At 61.0% G+C, this 16,628-nt stretch carries 18 protein-coding genes; all 18 read left to right on the top strand.

Annotated elements, in window-relative coordinates; all coding sequences use genetic code 11:
* The first annotated feature begins 11 nt into the window (after positions 1-11).
* A complete protein-coding gene (locus FFV09_RS00750; protein ID WP_425472337.1) occupies positions 12-857 on the top strand; it encodes a menaquinone biosynthetic enzyme MqnA/MqnD family protein in 846 nt (281 codons plus the stop codon).
* Positions 854-1,828, top strand: a complete 975-nt coding sequence (locus tag FFV09_RS00745; protein WP_141445898.1) for a polyprenyl synthetase family protein — start codon at positions 854-856, stop codon at positions 1,826-1,828. Before FFV09_RS00750 ends, FFV09_RS00745 begins: the two co-directional genes overlap by 4 nt.
* A gap of 152 nt (positions 1,829-1,980) precedes the next feature.
* A complete protein-coding gene (ndk, locus tag FFV09_RS00740) occupies positions 1,981-2,424 on the top strand; it encodes a nucleoside-diphosphate kinase (RefSeq protein ID WP_141445897.1) in 444 nt (147 codons plus the stop codon).
* The gene (locus tag FFV09_RS00735) at positions 2,415-3,242 is read left to right on the top strand and encodes a CheR family methyltransferase (RefSeq protein WP_141445896.1); all 828 of its coding nucleotides are present in this window, start codon (positions 2,415-2,417) and stop codon (positions 3,240-3,242) included. Before ndk ends, FFV09_RS00735 begins: the two co-directional genes overlap by 10 nt.
* 204 nt (positions 3,243-3,446) lie before the next feature.
* Positions 3,447-4,616 (top strand): chorismate synthase, encoded by a 1,170-nt coding sequence (gene aroC / locus FFV09_RS00730; protein WP_141445895.1) that lies wholly within the window; start codon positions 3,447-3,449, stop codon positions 4,614-4,616.
* Between the two features lies 1 nt (position 4,617).
* Positions 4,618-5,730 (top strand): 3-dehydroquinate synthase, encoded by a 1,113-nt coding sequence (aroB, locus tag FFV09_RS00725; RefSeq protein ID WP_141445894.1) that lies wholly within the window; start codon positions 4,618-4,620, stop codon positions 5,728-5,730.
* Complete coding sequence (aroH, locus tag FFV09_RS00720) at positions 5,730-6,101, top strand: chorismate mutase (protein ID WP_141450252.1); 372 nt, start codon at positions 5,730-5,732, stop codon at positions 6,099-6,101. Before aroB ends, aroH begins: the two co-directional genes overlap by 1 nt.
* Before the next feature lie 492 nt (positions 6,102-6,593).
* On the top strand, positions 6,594-7,679 hold the full coding sequence (trpD, locus tag FFV09_RS00715; protein ID WP_141445893.1) for an anthranilate phosphoribosyltransferase: 1,086 nt from the start codon (positions 6,594-6,596) through the stop codon (positions 7,677-7,679).
* Entirely contained in the window at positions 7,669-8,535 is an 867-nt protein-coding gene (gene trpC / locus FFV09_RS00710) for an indole-3-glycerol phosphate synthase TrpC (RefSeq protein ID WP_141445892.1), read from the top strand. Before trpD ends, trpC begins: the two co-directional genes overlap by 11 nt.
* A gap of 80 nt (positions 8,536-8,615) precedes the next feature.
* Complete coding sequence (locus FFV09_RS00705) at positions 8,616-9,362, top strand: phosphoribosylanthranilate isomerase (RefSeq protein ID WP_141450250.1); 747 nt, start codon at positions 8,616-8,618, stop codon at positions 9,360-9,362.
* The gene (gene trpB, locus FFV09_RS00700; protein ID WP_141450248.1) at positions 9,362-10,570 is read left to right on the top strand and encodes a tryptophan synthase subunit beta; all 1,209 of its coding nucleotides are present in this window, start codon (positions 9,362-9,364) and stop codon (positions 10,568-10,570) included. Before FFV09_RS00705 ends, trpB begins: the two co-directional genes overlap by 1 nt.
* A complete protein-coding gene (gene trpA / locus FFV09_RS00695; RefSeq protein ID WP_246098438.1) occupies positions 10,567-11,484 on the top strand; it encodes a tryptophan synthase subunit alpha in 918 nt (305 codons plus the stop codon). Before trpB ends, trpA begins: the two co-directional genes overlap by 4 nt.
* 163 nt (positions 11,485-11,647) lie before the next feature.
* Entirely contained in the window at positions 11,648-12,745 is a 1,098-nt protein-coding gene (gene hisC, locus FFV09_RS00690) for a histidinol-phosphate transaminase (protein WP_141445891.1), read from the top strand.
* A 71-nt stretch (positions 12,746-12,816) separates the two neighbouring features.
* Positions 12,817-13,905 (top strand): prephenate dehydrogenase, encoded by a 1,089-nt coding sequence (locus tag FFV09_RS00685; protein ID WP_246098437.1) that lies wholly within the window; start codon positions 12,817-12,819, stop codon positions 13,903-13,905.
* Positions 13,906-14,208: 303 nt separating this feature from the next.
* Positions 14,209-14,556 (top strand): hypothetical protein, encoded by a 348-nt coding sequence (locus tag FFV09_RS00680; RefSeq protein WP_141445889.1) that lies wholly within the window; start codon positions 14,209-14,211, stop codon positions 14,554-14,556.
* Positions 14,557-14,789: 233 nt separating this feature from the next.
* Positions 14,790-15,515, top strand: a complete 726-nt coding sequence (locus FFV09_RS00675) for a DUF4274 domain-containing protein (protein ID WP_141445888.1) — start codon at positions 14,790-14,792, stop codon at positions 15,513-15,515.
* Positions 15,512-15,964 (top strand): hypothetical protein, encoded by a 453-nt coding sequence (locus tag FFV09_RS00670; protein ID WP_141445887.1) that lies wholly within the window; start codon positions 15,512-15,514, stop codon positions 15,962-15,964. Before FFV09_RS00675 ends, FFV09_RS00670 begins: the two co-directional genes overlap by 4 nt.
* Positions 15,965-15,983: 19 nt before the next feature.
* Positions 15,984-16,607 (top strand): immunity protein Imm33 domain-containing protein, encoded by a 624-nt coding sequence (locus tag FFV09_RS00665; protein WP_141445886.1) that lies wholly within the window; start codon positions 15,984-15,986, stop codon positions 16,605-16,607.
* The last annotated feature ends 21 nt before the right edge of the window (positions 16,608-16,628 follow it).

The raw sequence follows: 16,628 nt of genomic DNA, 5'->3' as shown, positions 1-16,628 counted from the left end.
AGGAGAGCGGCATGCTGCGCCTGGGGCGCATCCTCTACACCAACGTTTGGCCGGTCTACCATTACTTCGACGACTCGGCGCTGAGTTTTCCGGCGACGACCCGGACGGAGCTTCCGGCCGTGCTGAACCGCCTGCTGCTCGAAGGGGAGCTGGACATGAGCCCGGTCTCTTCTTTTGCCTACGGCATGGCGACGGACCGTTTTCTGCTGCTCCCGGATTTGTCGGTGAGCGCGGACGGGCCGGTGCGCTCGATCCTGTGTTTTTCCAAAAAGCCGTTCGCCGAAGCGGTGCACGGACGAATCGCGCTGACGAACACGTCCGCGACTTCCGTCAATCTGCTGAAGATCGTCGCGGAAAAAGCGTACGGCGCCAAGCCGGAGTACGTCACCTGCGAACCGAATCTCGAAGAGATGCTGGAACATGCCGACGTCGCGCTGCTGATCGGCGACCACGCGATTCGGGCCGATTGGGACAACGCCGGCTACACGGTGACCGATCTCGGCGCGGAATGGAAAAACTGGACCGGCAAAAGTATGACTTTCGCGGTCTGGACCGTCTCCAAAGCGGCGGCCGGGCGCAATCCGGAACGTATCGGCGAACTGGCCGACGCTTTGGCCGACAGCAAGCGCCGGAGCCTGGCCGACGTGCGGCCGGTCGCGGAAAAAGCGCAGGCCGAACTCGGCGGGGAACTGGCTTACTGGCAGGGATATTTCGAAAATTTGCGTTACGACTTGACCCGGGAACGGCTGGAAGGTCTCGACCTTTACTTCCGTTACGCCCGGGAGATGGGACTGCTGCCGCAGGAAGCGCATATTGAAATTTGGACCGACAATACGCGGATACGGGTGAACGAATGAAACGAATGGAAATCTTCGGAACGTTAAAAAAAGATATGGACGCCGTGGAACGCTCGCTCTACGCCTGCATCGAAGTGGAGAACGAAGCGCTCGGGGAAGCGGCCATGCATCTGCTGAAAGCGGGCGGCAAGCGCCTGCGTCCGGCGTTCGTGCTGCTGAGCGGCAAGTTCGGCACGTATGAGCTGGATCGGTTGAAGCTGGTCGCCGTCCCGCTGGAACTTATCCATATGGCTTCGCTCGTGCACGACGACGTGATCGACAACGCGCAGACGCGCCGCGGCCAACTGACGGTCAAAGCGAAATGGGACAACCGGATCGCGATGTATACGGGCGATTATATTTACGCCAAGGCGCTGGAGATGGTCGCGGGACTGGAAGATCCGCGGATTCACCGGATTCTCGCCAAAGCGATGGTCGAGATGTCGATCGGCGAAATGGAACAGATCCGGGACTTTTTCAATTCGGGTCAGAGCATCCGCCGGTACCTGCTGCGCATTCGCCGCAAAACGGCGCTGCTGATCGCGGTCAGCTGCCAACTGGGCGCTCTTGCCGCCGGCGCTTCGACGGAAGTCGCGCGCGAGCTGTACAATTACGGCTATAACGTCGGCATGGCGTTCCAGATCCGGGACGATCTGCTCGATCTGTGCGGAACGGAGAAGCAGATCGGCAAGCCGCCGGGCAGCGATATCCGCCAGGGCAACATCACCATTCCGGTGCTGTACGCGCTGCAGGAAGACCGGCTGCGCGATCCGCTGCTGGGCGAGATCGGCCGGATTCACGAAGCGAACGGCCGCACGGACGTGAACGCCGCCGTGGCCATGATTACCGGCAGCGAAGGCATCGCGCGCGCCGAGGAACTGGCCGACCGCTATACGCAAAAAGCGCTGCAGGCGCTCGACCGGCTGCCCGATATCCGGGCGCGCCGCCATCTGCGCGATATCGCGCATTTTGTGTCGAGACGCACGTATTGAACCATTTTCATACCGGCACGGCGAAGGGAGATTCCGACGAATCTCCCTTTTTTCGCAGGCTCAGGCAGGAATTTGGGTGTAAAACGTTTAACTCTATAAAAAGCAAGCGTCTCAGCCGATAATAAATCATATGCCGAAAGTGGGAGATTGCGATGGAACGCACTTTTTTGATGGTCAAACCCGATGGAGTACAACGCGGACTGGTCGGACGGATCGTAAGCCGATTCGAAGACAAAGGATTCAAGCTGGTGGCGGGGAAATTCATGCACATATCCGAGGAACAGGCCAAGCGTCATTACGCCGAGCACGAAGGCAAGCCGTTTTTCGGAAAATTGGTTGAATTCATCACGTCCGGTCCGGTGTTCGCAATGGTATGGGAAGGCGACGACGTAATCGCGCTGGCCCGGATCGCCATGGGCAAGACCCAAGTCACGGAAGCGCTGCCGGGCACGATTCGCGGGGATTTTGCGGCGCATACGCCGTTTAACCTGATTCACGGATCGGACGGTCCTGACAGCGCCAAGCGCGAGATCGCCAATTTCTTCACAGAAGCGGAACAGCTCGATTATGACAAGGCGGTGGCGCGATGGATCTGATCAGAAGCGGAGCGGGGCGCGAAGAAGTATCTGCCCCGGGAAGCGACCCGGACTACAGCGGGTTTATCAAAAGCATAAATGCAAGCACGGGAATCGACCTGTCCCAATACAAGGAAGCGCAGATGAAACGTCGCCTGACGACGCTGCGCACCAAGCACGGCTACAGCACGTTCGCCCAGTTTTTCGAAGCGATGAAAAAGGACAAAAACCTGTTCTTCGAATTCCTCGACCGGATGACGATCAACGTGTCGGAATTTTGGCGCAACCCGAACCGTTGGGAAGTGCTGCGCGACACGATCATTCCGGAACTGCGCGCAGGCGGCAAAAAAGGGCTCAAAGTATGGAGCGCGGCCTGCTCGACCGGCGAAGAACCGTATACGCTGGCGATGATTCTCGACGGGCACGGCATTCTCGGCGATTCCAAGCTGAACGCGGCCGATCTCGACGAAGGCGCACTGGCCAAAGCCAAGCAGGGCCAATATCTGGAACGCTCGCTGAAGGACGTTCCTCCCAAAGTGGCGGAAAAGTATTTCAAAGCGGAAGGCCTCATGTACAAAGTCGACGACAAGCTCAAGCGGGCGGTCAATTTCCACAAAGCGAACCTGCTGACGGACAAGTTCGACGACGGTTACGACCTGATCGTCTGCCGAAACGTCATGATCTACTTTACGGAAGAAGCCAAAGCGACGCTGTACCACAAATTTGCGTCCAGTCTGCGCAAAGGCGGCGTATTGTTCGTAGGCAGCACCGAGCAGATCTTCTCGCCGGGGCAGTACGGACTTGAACCGTGCGACACGTTTTTCTACAAAAAAATCTAACCGTTCCCCGTGTTCCGGGGTTCGCCCGAAGTCGCTTCGTTCCCGCCCAACCGCGGAACGGAGCGGCTTTTTCGGCTTGAACGGACAGGAGTCTGACGCAAAAGGTAAAGGTCTTGGACAAGTAGCGGGCAGATGTTATAATGGGCGAAGACATTTAAGGATTTTAGCCGTTTACAGTTTAAAAGTTTAAAGGGGGAACGCATCATGAGTTTACGTTACTTGACCGCCGGGGAGACCCACGGACCGCAGCTGACCGCGATCGTCGAGGGGATGCCGAGCAATCTGCGGATTGATTTCGAGGCTTTGAACTTCCAACTGCTGCGCAGACAAAAAGGATACGGCCGAGGCCGCCGCATGCAAATCGAGCAGGATCAGGCGGACATCGTAGGCGGCGTTCGCCACGGACAAACGACAGGCGCGCCGATCGCGCTGGTCGTCGTCAACAACGACTGGAAGCATTGGACGAAGATCATGAACGTCGAACCGATGGAAGGCACCGACGAAGAGAAGCGCCGGGTCCACCGTCCGCGTCCGGGTCATGCCGACCTCAACGGCGGACTCAAATACGATCTCAAAGACCTGCGCAACGTGCTGGAACGTTCCAGCGCCCGCGAAACGGCCGTTCGCGTCGCCGTCGGCGCGCTGGCCCGCCAGCTGCTCGAAGTGTTCGGCATCCGCATCGGCGGACAGGTGCTGCGGATCGGCGAGATCGTCGCTCCGGCCAACAACCTGCCGCTCGACGAATTGGTCGCCCGCACCGAAGCGTCTTCGGTCCGCGTCGCGGACGAAGAAACCGAGAAGAAGATGGAAGCGTATATCGACCTGATCAAAAAAGAAGGCGATTCGGTCGGCGGGGTCGTCGAATGTATCGTCGAAGGGCTCCCAATCGGTCTCGGCAGCTACGTGCAGTACGACCGCAAGCTCGACGCGCGCATCGCGCAGGCCGTCATGTCCATCAACGCGTTCAAAGGCGTCGAGATCGGCATCGGCTTCGAAGCCGGCGAACTGCGCGGCTCGCAGGTGCACGACGAGATCCTGCACAGCGAAGAGACGGGCTACACGCGCGCTTCGAACCGCCTCGGCGGCTTCGAAGGCGGCATCACGAACGGCATGCCGATCGTCGTCCGCGGCGTCATGAAGCCGATTCCGACGCTGTACAAGCCGCTGCGCAGCGTGGACATCGATACGAAAGAGCCGTTCAATGCCCAGGTGGAGCGTTCCGATGCCTGCGCCGTGCCGGCCGCGAGCGTCGTCATGGAGAGCGTGGTCGCCTGGGAAGTCGCCAAAGCGTTCCTCGAAAAATTCGGCGGGGATTCGATGGAGGAAATCAAAGCGAACTACGACAACTACAAACGTCAGCTGGAGAATTACTGATATGGCGGAGACGCCGAAGACGCTGACGGTAGAGCTTGGCGAACGTTCGTATCCGATCGTGATCGGGGAAGGACTGCTCGCGAACGCGGCGGAGTATTTGCGCCTGGCCGGCGTGCCGGACAAAAGCCCGCTGCTGATCGTGACCGACGATAACGCGGGGCCGCTGTATCTCGCCAAGTTGACAGAGGCGCTGACGGCGGGCGGTTACCGCGCCCTCAGCGCGGTCGTGCCGCACGGCGAACCGTCCAAGTCGCTTGACGTCTACAACGACCTGATTACGCGCGCCATCGAAGAAGGGCTGGACCGCTCCTCGGCGATACTGGCGCTCGGAGGCGGCGTCATCGGCGATCTGGCCGGATTCGTGGCCGGCACGTACATGCGCGGCATCCGCTTCGTGCAGGTGCCGACGACCATTTTGGCGCACGACAGCAGCGTGGGCGGCAAAGTGGCGGTCAATCATCCGCTTGCCAAAAATATGATCGGCGTGTTCCACCAGCCGGAGCTCGTGCTCTACGACGTGGAGACGCTCAAAAGCCTGCCTCCGCGCGAAGTACGCGCGGGCTTGGCGGAAATGGTCAAGCACGGGCTGATCTGGGACAAAGCATTCGCCGAATGGTGCCGGGCCAATGCCGGACGCCTGCTGGCGCTCGATTCCGAAGCGCTGGCGTACGGTCTGGAGCAAGGCTGCGCGATCAAAGCGCGGATCGTATCGCGCGACGAGCGGGAGAACGATCTGCGGGCGATCCTGAACCTGGGGCATACGCTCGGCCACGCGATCGAAGCGGTCGCGGGATACGGCCGCTTCCTGCACGGCGAAGCGATCTCGATCGGCATGGCCGCGGCGGCGCTGATCGGCGAAGAACGCGGCGCCGCGGGGCTGCACGCCGAGACGGTATCGATGCTGGAAGCGCTGGAACTGCCGGTTACGCTGCCGGCCGATATCGGGACCGAAGCGCTGATGGACGCCATGCAGCGGGACAAAAAGTTCAGGGAAGGCCGGATGATCTTCATCGTGCCTCTGGCGGTCGGACGCGTCGAGATTGCGAGCGACGTCGACGCCGATACGGTGCGAAGCGTCATCGAGCGCCTCAAAAGGAGTGGAGAACCATCGTGATCTATAACCGCGGCATTCGCGGAGCGACAACGGTCGAACATAACGACAGGGAAGAGATTTACGCGGCGACGCAGGAACTGGTCGCGGAGATGACCGCCCAGAACGGCATACAGCCCGAGACGGTCAGCAATATCTGGATCACGGTGACGCATGATTTGGATGCCGCTTTTCCCGCGGTTGCCGTACGCCGCCAATCCGGCTGGGATTTCGTGCCGCTCATGTGCGCGCTGGAGATTCCGGTCGAAGGCAGCCTGCCGCGCTGCATCCGCTTGATGATTCAGGTGAATACGGAAAAAGGGCAGCGCGAGATCAACCACGTGTACCAGCGGGGCGCAACGGTGCTGCGGCCGGATCTGGCCCGCCGTTCGTAGATTTCCGGCAAGCCGGATGCCGGCGCGCTTGCTATCCGCTTGGCGATCCGGTATAGTAGGGAACAAAGTTAAGGATTCACGCTGCCGCGCCGGGAACAGGAGTGTTCGCGGGCGGAAGCGGGGAATCGTGAGGCCCGTAGGGGCCGAGGCGGTACAGACCGCCAGACAGAGCAGAGTCAGGCTGAGCAGAGTTTACGTATGGAACGAAGGATTCGAGGCGGAAGCGCCACGGTTTTTTTTACCATACATCGACGAATGCACCCTATCGGGCATCGGACCTTTTTCGGCGATCTTTGAACAGATCGCCGAAAAAGGCCGAATACCGAAGACCTCTGCTGCGAAGCGGGGGTCTTTTTTATAACCTCCGCCCCGCCGATCCCGTTCTCCCGCCGCGCGGCGGGAATCGGACGGCTCTCGCGGCAGCAGGAACGGTGTCCCGAAGGAGCGGCCTCGAGGCGCTCGAACCCATTCGACCTCGAAGGAGAGATAGTCATGCCTACTTCCCGTACATCCGAACCAACCGATAACCTCTATCCGATTCAACCGAGCCTGAGCGCCAAAGAAGCGCTTGCGCTCGCTTCCGAAGGGTCTTCGCTGACCCGGGAGCAGGCCCGGCACGCGATGGAAAGCATTATGACCGGCGCGGCGACGCCGGCGCAGATCGGCGGCCTGCTGCTGGCACTGCGCATGAAAGGCGAGACGACCGAAGAAATTACCGGCTTCGCCGAAGCGATGCGCAGCTTCTCCGGCACCGTCGGCACGTCCCGCGAGCATCTGCTCGATACGTGCGGCACCGGCGGCTCCGGCATCCACAAGTTCAACATCTCGACCGCGTCCGCCCTGATCGCCGCGTCCGCGTCTGTCCGGGTCGCCAAGCACGGCAACCGTTCGGCCAGCGGCCGGGCCGGCAGCGCCGACGTGCTGGAAGCGCTCGGCGTCAATATCGGCCTCAGCGGCAGCCAGGCCGCGGAATGCCTGGACCGGATCGGCATCTGCTTCCTGTTCGCGCAGACGTACCATCCGTCGATGAAGCACGCGGCGGGACCTCGCCGCGAACTGGGCGTCCGCACGGTATTCAATCTGCTGGGCCCGCTGACCAACCCGGCCGGCGCCGATCGGCAGCTGCTCGGCCTGTACGACGCCGGCCGCACCGAGCAGATCGCCCGCGTGCTCGGCAATCTGGGCGCGCGGCGCGCGATGGTCGTCGCGGGACTCGACGGGCTGGACGAGATCAGCGTCTCCGGTCCGACCCGGGTGTCGGAACTTGAGGACGGCCTCGTCCGCACGTACGAGATCACTCCGGAACAACTCGGCTTGTCGCGCTATCCGCTCGAAGACATCCTCGGCGGAGACGCCGCGGACAACGCGCGGATCATTCGCGGCGTGTTGTCCGGCGAACGCGGCGCGCGGCGCGATATCGTGCTGGCGAACGCGGGCGCGTGCATCTATACGGCCGGAGAAGCGGCCGATCTGGCGGAAGGCGTGCGCATGGCCGCGCAGATCGTGGACTCGGGCCAGGCGCTGGACAAATTGGAGCAGCTTATACGGATAACGGAGGAATGCGGATATGTATCTTGATCGAATCGTGGAGACCAAACGCCGGGAAGTCCGGCTTCTCAAGGAAACGCTGAATATGGCGGAAGCGGAGCGGCGCATCGCCGCCATGCCGCCTACGCTCGGCTTCGAAGCGGCGCTGCGCAGCCCGAAGCGCCAAGGGATGGCGCTGATCGCGGAAGTGAAAAAAGCGTCCCCGTCCAAAGGACTGATCCGGGCAGACTTCGATCCGGTACGGCTGGCGCAAGCGTACGAAGCGGCGGGCGCCGATTGTTTGTCGGTGCTGACCGACAACGAGTATTTTCAGGGCAGCGCGGATTATTTGACCGCGATTCGCGCGGCGGTCAAGCTGCCTTTGCTGCGCAAAGACTTCGTGATCGACGAGTCGCAGATCTACGAAGCGCGCCTGATCGGCGCCGACGCGGTGCTGCTGATCGCGGCCATTTTGCCGGTCGCGCGCCTGCGGGAATTGAAGGCGGCGGCGGAATCGCTCGGCCTCGATACGCTGATCGAAGTGCATAACGCGGACGAACTCGACGCGGTGCTTCAGGTAACGGACCGCGGTCTGATCGGGGTAAACAACCGGAATCTGCACACGTTCGAGACGAGTCTGGACGTCACGGCGGAGCTTGCGCCGCGCATGCCGAAGCGGGCGCTGCTTATTAGCGAAAGCGCGATTCGGACAAAAGAAGACGTCGCTTACGTCGGTTCGGGCGGAGCTAGCGGCGTGCTGATCGGCGAGACGTTTATGCGCCGCGCGGACGTCGGCGAAGCGGTGGCGGAAGTGATGGGGCCGGTATCCGGCGCCCCGGCGTCCGCGGCTGCGGGAGAGTCGGCCGATACCGGTGCCGGCGCTGCCGATTCGGAGGCTTCGAGATGAAGGCCGAACGGGACGGACGGCTTTCGGACGCGGCGTTGAGCGGCGGCGAGGCAGCCGAAGGACAGGCGAAGACAGGGACCATGAAGACAGGGATCACGAAGAGAGTGCCTGCGATCAAAATATGCGGCATTCGGACGCCGGAAGCGCTGCTGGCGGCGGCGGAACTCGGGGTCGATTATATCGGCCTCGTGTTCGCGCCAAGCCGGCGGCAGGTCGACGGCGTCCAAGCGGCCGCGTTGATCGGCGAACTGGACGCCTGGGCCAAAAGCGCTTTGATTGAAGCCAATGAAGCCACCGAAGCCAAGGATGAGGCCAAGCGGCCGAAAGTCGCCGGGGTGTTCGTGAATCCGACGCTCGACGAATTGAAAGCGACGCTGTCCGCGGCTCCGCTGGACGTGATCCAGCTGCACGGGCAGGAGAGCCCGGGCTTTTGTCGGGAAGTGCGCGAACGGTTTAACACCGAAGTGTTCAAATCGATCTCGATCGGCGGCGAAGATACCGGCGAGAGCCATGCGGAGCGCGCGGAGAGAATGTCCGAAGCGTACCGGGGCGCGGTCGATGCGCTGCTGCTCGATACGCATGATCCGCTGTATGGCGGCGGGTCGGGGCGCACATTCAACTGGGAGATCATCCCGCTGTACCGTCAAGCGGCAGAAGCGTGCGGACTCCAACTGTTCGTGGCCGGCGGCTTGACGGAGAGCAATGCGGGGGAATTGGTGCGAAATTACGCGCCGGACGGCATCGACGTCTCAAGCGGCGTCGAGACCGACGGGCATAAAGATATACGCAAAATGACTTTATTCGTAGAGAGGGCGGTTTTATCATGATCGGACAAGTACCGGACGCAAAAGGACGCTACGGCGAATTCGGGGGACGCTTCGTTCCCGAGACGCTGATGAACGCGCTGATCGAACTTGAAGAATCTTATTTGAAGTTTTCGGCGGACGAAGAGTTTAACGCGGAATTGAACGACCTGCTCAAGCAGTATTCCGGACGCGAGACGCCGCTGTATTACGCGAAACGCCTGACCGAACATTTCGGCGGCGCCAAAGTGTACCTGAAGCGCGAAGACCTCAACCATACCGGAGCGCACAAAATCAACAACGCGCTCGGCCAGGGACTGCTTGCCGTACGCATGGGCAAGAAGAAAGTTATCGCCGAGACGGGCGCCGGCCAGCACGGCGTGGCGACCGCGACCGTAGCGGCACTGCTTGGCCTCGAATGCAAAGTGTTCATGGGCGAAGAAGACATGCACCGCCAACAGCTTAACGTGTTCCGCATGCGCCTGCTCGGCGCCGAAGTGGTGCCGGTCGTATCGGGCACGAAGACGCTCAAGGACGCGGGCAACGAAGCGCTGCGCTACTGGGTCAGCCATGTCCAGGATACGTTCTATATCCTCGGCTCGGCCGTGGGGCCGCATCCGTATCCGCTGATCGTGCGCAACTTCCAGCGCGTTATCGGCGACGAGACGCGCCGCCAGATTCTGGAGACCGAAGGACGCCTGCCGGACACGATCGTCGCGGCGGTCGGCGGCGGCAGCAACGCGATCGGCATGTTCTATCCGTTCGTCGGCGACGCGGACGTCGAATTCATCGGCGTCGAAGCGGCCGGCAAAGGCATCGATACGCCGCTGCACGCGGCTACCATGAGCCTCGGCACCAAAGGCGTGTTCCAAGGCTCCATGAGCTATCTGCTGCAGGACGAATACGGCCAGGTACAGCCGGCGCATTCGATCTCGGCCGGTCTGGATTATCCGGGCGTCGGTCCCGAACACTCGTATCTCAAAGACGTCGGCCGGGCCAAATACGTGCCGATTACCGACGAAGAAGCCATTACGGCGCTCAAGCTGCTCTGCCGCACCGAAGGCATCATTCCGGCGCTGGAATCGGCGCATGCCGTCGCGCATGCCGCCAAGATCGCACCGGAAATGGGCGCGGACCGCATTCTGGTCATCTGCCTGTCGGGACGCGGAGACAAAGACGTCGAATCGATCATGGCGTACGAGAACGAGAACGAAGGAGGGCATGCCCAATGAAGACGAACGCCTCTACGTCCCGTCTGACGATGATGAGCCATTCCGCCGAAAGCGGGCTGGCCGCCGGAGCTGCGCAAGAAGGCGAACGTTTGCCCGCTTTCGAAGCTCCGAACCGGATCGAAGAAACGTTCCGCCGGCTTGGCGAAACGGGAGGCACCGCGCTGATCCCGTTTCTGACGGTCGGCGATCCCGATCTCGACACGACGCTGGACATTATCGAGCAGATGGAAAAAGCCGGCGCCGACGTGCTGGAACTCGGCGTGCCTTACTCCGATCCGCTTGCGGACGGCCCGGTCATCCAGCGCGCTTCCGCGCGGGCGCTTGAGCAGCTTATTACGGTGCGCACCTGTCTGGACGTGGCGCGCAAAGCGCGAGAGCGCGGCGTGCAGATGCCTTTCGTCCTGTTCACGTACTACAATCCGATCCTGCAGACCGGATTGGACCTCTTTTTCGAAGAAGCGTCCCGCAACGGCATCAGCGGCCTGATCATTCCCGACCTGCCTTACGAAGAGTCGGAAGACATGCTGCGGCGCGCCGATCGGGTGAACATCGCCCTCATTCCGCTGGTCGCTCCGACCTCGAGCGAGCGGATCGACAAAATTTTGCGCAGCGGCCGGGGCTTTGTCTACTGCGTGTCGTCGCTCGGGGTGACCGGCGAACGGGCTTCGTTCCATGACGGCGTCGATGCTTTTATCCGCGACGTGAAATCGCGGACCGACCTGCCTGTCGCTGTCGGCTTCGGCATCTCCGGGCGCGATCAGGTAGAGCGCTTCGCGGAACTGTGCGACGGCGTTGTCGTGGGCAGCGCGATCGTGCGCACGATCGAGACTTTGATTCCCGATCTGATGAATGCCGACAAGCGCGAAGATGCGCTCTTGCAAATTCGCGAATTTGTGGCAGAATTAAAAGTATAAACGCTTTGCCCCCAGCGGGCGTACAAGGCGGGCGCGGCGGTTCGTCCGCCGTGCCTCGCCTGTATCGCGCCGCCGCGGGACAAGCCTTAACTTTTTGAGCGTGTACGCAGCCCGACACTGTCGCGCTGCAACACGCCAAATCAGGAAAGTAGGGAAATCATCCATGCAGCCCAAAGCCCATATTGTCGATCTTCCGGTCTATCAGCCAGGCAAACCGATCGAAGAAGTTCAAAAAGAATACGGACTCAGCGAAGTCGTGAAGCTGGCTTCGAACGAAAATCCGTACGGATTTTCCCCGCGCGTCAAAGCCGCGATCGAAAGCGAACTGACCAAGTTCAATCTGTATCCGGACGGCGGGGCGGTCGAACTGACGGCAGCCGTGGCCGAGCATCTGTCCGTCCAGGCCGACCAGGTCATTTTCGGCTGCGGGTCGGACGAGATCATCGCCCTGATCGCGCGCGCGTTCCTGTCGGAAGGCGACGAGAACATTATGGCCGACGCCACTTTTTCCGTATACAAAAGCAATGCCGATATCGAAAAAGCGACCAGCATCGAAGTGCCGCTCAAGAACGGCACGCACGATCTCGAAGCGATGCTCGCGGCGGTGACGGACCGGACGCAGATCGTCTGGATCTGCAATCCGAACAACCCGACCGGCACGATTGTCAGCGAAACCGAATTGAAAAGCTTCCTGGACCGCGTTCCGTCTTCCGTGATGGTCGTGCTCGACGAAGCTTATTTCGAATACGTGACCGACAGCGCCTACCCGGACGGCACGAAACTGCTGGCCGATTACGGCAACGTGGTCGTACTGCGCACTTTTTCCAAAATTTACGGGCTTGCCGCGCTGCGGATCGGTTACGGCGTAGGCCAGGCTTCGGTCATCCGCTCTATCAATCAGGTGCGCGAACCGTTCAACACGACGCGTATCGCCCAGGCTGCGGCCAAAGCGGCGCTTGCCGACCGGGAGTTCGTGGAGTCGTGCCGCATTAAGAACACCGAAGGCATCTCGTTCCTGCAGGGCGAGTTCGATCGTCTGGGCCTGTCTTATTTCCCGGCCAACGGCAACTTCATCATGGTCGATACGCAGAGGTCGGCGGCGGACCTGTTCCAACGCATGCTGCGCAAAGGCGTCATCGCGCGTGCCGGGTTCAAGCTGTATCCGACGTACATGCGGGTGACGGTCGGTTCTCCGCGAGAGAACGAGATCTTTATCCGGACGTTCGAAGAAGCGCTGAATGAACAGGGAGCGGCCGTCTAGTCCAAGTGGCCCAAGTCCGCGCCCGACAACAACCCGAACGCAACGAACCCTATGAAGCGAGGCTGACCTCTATGAAAATTGCTGTGATCGGCGTCGGACTGATCGGCGGCTCGCTGGCTCTGTGCTTCCGCGGGAAGCCGGGCCTTGAGCTTGTCGGCTATTCCAACCGGCAAGATCTGGCCGATCTGAGCGTGGAACTCGGAGTCGTCGATTCCGCGACCCTGTCGCTGGAAGAAGCGGTCCAAGACGCCGACTTTATTTTTCTCTCCACGCCCGTCGGGCTGCTGGAGACATATCTGGAACAAGTTCATGCCCTGCCGCTCAAAAAAGGCTGCATCGTCACCGACGTGGGCAGCACCAAAGATTCGATCGCCGCAAAAGCGAGACAGCTGGATTGGGAGGACGCCTGCTTTATCGGCGGCCACCCAATGGCCGGCTCGGAACGCTCGGGCGTGCAGGCCGCGACTTCGCTGCTGTTCGAGAACGCGTATTACGTGCTGACGCCGGAACCGGGTACCGATCCGGCGCGCATCGCGGCGCTGACCGAACTGCTGAGCCATACGCGCGCCAAAGTAATCTGCCTGGAACCGGGTCAGCACGACGAGATCGTCGGTGCGATCAGCCATCTGCCGCATATTATCGCCGTGGCGCTCGTCAATCAGATCAGCGGCTATCACGACAGCAATCCGCTGTACCGGACGCTCGCGGCGGGCGGTTTCCGCGATATTACCCGGATCGCTTCCAGCGACCCCGTCGTCTGGCGCGACATTTTGCTGAACAACCGCTTCAACCTGTTAAAGCTTTTACGCGACTGGAATGTGCAGGTGGAAAGTTTTATCGACCAGTTGGAGCGCGAAGACGGCGAAGGCATCTCGGCCCGGTTCCGCGACGCCGGCGATTTCCGCGACGAACTGCCGGAGCGCCGCAAAGGCGCGATCGCCAAAACGTACGATCTGTATCTCGACGTCCCCGATCACCCGGGCATTATTGGCCGCATCACGACCGAGCTCGGTTCGCAGGGCGTCAACTTGAGCAACCTGCAGATCATCGAGAGCCGGGAAGACGTGCCGGGTCTTATGCGGCTGTCTTTCCGCGACGAAATCCAGATGGAACGGGCACGGAAAGTGCTGACCGGCCTGGAATTCGACGTGTACGCTTGACAGATCAATCAAATCCCAAAGCCTGTCGGCCGCTGCCGGCAGGCTTTTTATACGCGTAATCAAGTTTGCAGCAAAAAAGGAAAAGAAAGCGTTGACAATTTGGAAGCGTATACATATAATAAACGTACAGTATGGTTTCTCTCCACTCCTATAACTTAGTGTACTCGACGTAGTACACGGGCCGCTCACAGTGAGCGGCCTTTTTTTGTTCACATTTAAGGGGTGTCCTCCTGTGCCGACAGGTCGCTTGCCGGGTAATGAATCAGCAGTCGCAAGTCGCGGCATAGTCAGGGGGAAAAGAAAATGGCGGAAGCGAAGCCGACGCTCCAACCGCTGCGCATACCGGCAGGTTGGACGATCGACGTGAACGAGCTGTACGAACCGGATTTTTCGGCCGAGCCGGTCGACGGAGGATACGGATCGATTCTGTTCAACGCGCTGCACCGGGAGCGGGGCCATGAGCTGTACGTGCGGCGGGGTCCGCAGGGCGATCCGGCGGGAAGCGTCCTGCTTCAGCGCTACCTGCTCAAGTTCGAACCGCAGGGCAGCGGCGTGCTGGCCGGGTATTTGGTCGACGAACTGCGTCTGCGCGAAGGGGCGCCGCTGATCGAACGGCTGGAGACGCATATGCGCCTGCCGAGCTGGACGTGAACAGTCGGCGGCGAAGCACAAAGGCGGGAGCTTCCGGGTTCGGACGGAGCTGCCGCCTGTTTGTGTTGGAAACGGGCGAAAATGGGCCCCGAACCGTCCGCGCATCCTCTGTGAACCCCGTAAAATCGCCGCAAAGCGCGCCAATCCGCGATTTCGACTTGAACTGAACGCCTACGCATAGGATACTGTAGGATAAGGACTTACCGAGAACGAAGCTGTAAAGGAGCCAGAACATGACCAATTGGGCGGAGATCGCGAGAACCAAAAACGTGCATGCCGTACGCACGGCGGCCGGCGAGCTGGACGTGAACGAGAGAGACGAGCGCGGCCGCACGCCGCTGATGCTGTTTATGACGTACAAGCTGCCGCCGGACGCGGTGGAGATTTTGCTGGAGCGGGGAGCGGAGCTTGAGATCGAAGACAAGCTGGGCGAAACGGCGCTGCTCAAAGCGATCAAGTTTCACCAGTCGGGAGCGGTCAAGCTGCTGCTCAAGTACGGAGCCCGGCTCGATTCGCCGCGGGGCATCCGCTCGACGCCGTGGAACGCGGCCGTGGCGCGCGGAGATCGGGCGCTGGCGGACCTGCTGATGGATACGCAGGGGGCGGTAAGGCTCACGCTCATGCCGGACGAGCAGCAGGCGCTGGACCGGATGCTGGGCGAGGAAGATCCGCGCAGGCTGCTGCAGGCGATCGCGGAGAGCGATTCTCCCGTGCTGCTGCATGCTTTCGTGAACGGCTATAACTGGGACGACGGACCGGAGCCGATGCTGGCCGCGATCGACAATCCGGCCTGCGCCGAAATTACGCTGCTCGACATGTACGATCTGGCGGACGGGGATTACTGGCTGGATCTGCGCAAGGAAGATTACGCGGACGACGAAGAGAAGGCCGCTTTCCGCAAGCTGGCCGAACGTCTGCGCGCCCGGCTGGAAGCGGCGATGCCGGAGGAACGTTCATGAACCGGGAACAGGCGATCGAACGTCTGAAGCAGCACGCGTTTGTCTACGGGGAAAACGATCCGGAAGGCGAAGCGGCGGCGGCCGACGGGTTCCTCGGCATGCTGCGTCCGTTTCGCGGCACGCTGAACGAAGATCATTTTCACGAGCTGATGCGCATTCTCGACGTGCTGGCGGACGACCTGGAGCGGGAATCGCTGGACCGCAGCGTCGTGTCCGCGTTCTGGAGCCTGTGCCAGTACGCAAGAGCCTGGGCGATCGAGCCGGACGGCATGCTGCGCAGCAACGGGCTGATCTCCGACGAACAGCTGCAGCGGATGGCGCAGTGGATCGATATGCTGTCTTACGCGGTCATGGTGCTGCTCGAAGGCGGCGGCCGCGAAGACGCTTTTTGGACTTACAACGAATATCGGAACGAACAACGGCGAATCGCCGATAGCCATCAAGCGTAAATAGTTAAGGAGGCTTACGATGCAGATCATCCGAACCCGAACGATCGGCTCGCGCGTCTTTTCCGTCAAATGCGACAAAGCGCTTGAAGCGCAGGGCGAATTTTTGCTCGATTTGTTCGCGGACACCGAATCCAAAGCGGGCTTTCTTCAAGACGGCATGAAAATCCAGGTCGGCTGGAGCATCCTGTTCGTGCACCAGCAGGATGAGTCGAACGTGACTATCCTCGCGCCGGATTACGCGTCCAATCCGTTCGAGCGCACGACCGACGATCTGACCGAGACGCTGACCGTGCAGCTGGAACAAAATTACGTACTGAAGCTGACCGGAGCCGAAGGCGAAGCGACTCTGTTCCAGGACACGCTGATCTCGTCGGAGCAGGGACTGGACGCGGAGCGGGTCTATCTGGAGCGTACGGAGAACCGGAGTGACGGCGTGTCCGGCTGGTACCTCGGCCCCGCGGAAGGCGGACAGGTCGACGCGGGCGAACTGCGGCGCTATTACGTCTTCCAGCTGCTGAGCCGGCGCCCCGGCGCGCTCAAGACGCTCGCGCTGCCCAAAGGGTACGTCGCCGTCCTGAATGGCGAAGACGTGGAAGCGGTGCTCGACGCGGAAGACCGGAATGTATGGCCGAGCGGTAAATAAGGACGAAAAACGGGTAATCCA

Source organism: Saccharibacillus brassicae (genome assembly GCF_006542275.1).
Classification (GTDB): Bacteria; Bacillota; Bacilli; order Paenibacillales; family Paenibacillaceae; genus Saccharibacillus; species Saccharibacillus brassicae.
This window is presented reverse-complemented; position numbering and strand designations above follow the sequence as displayed.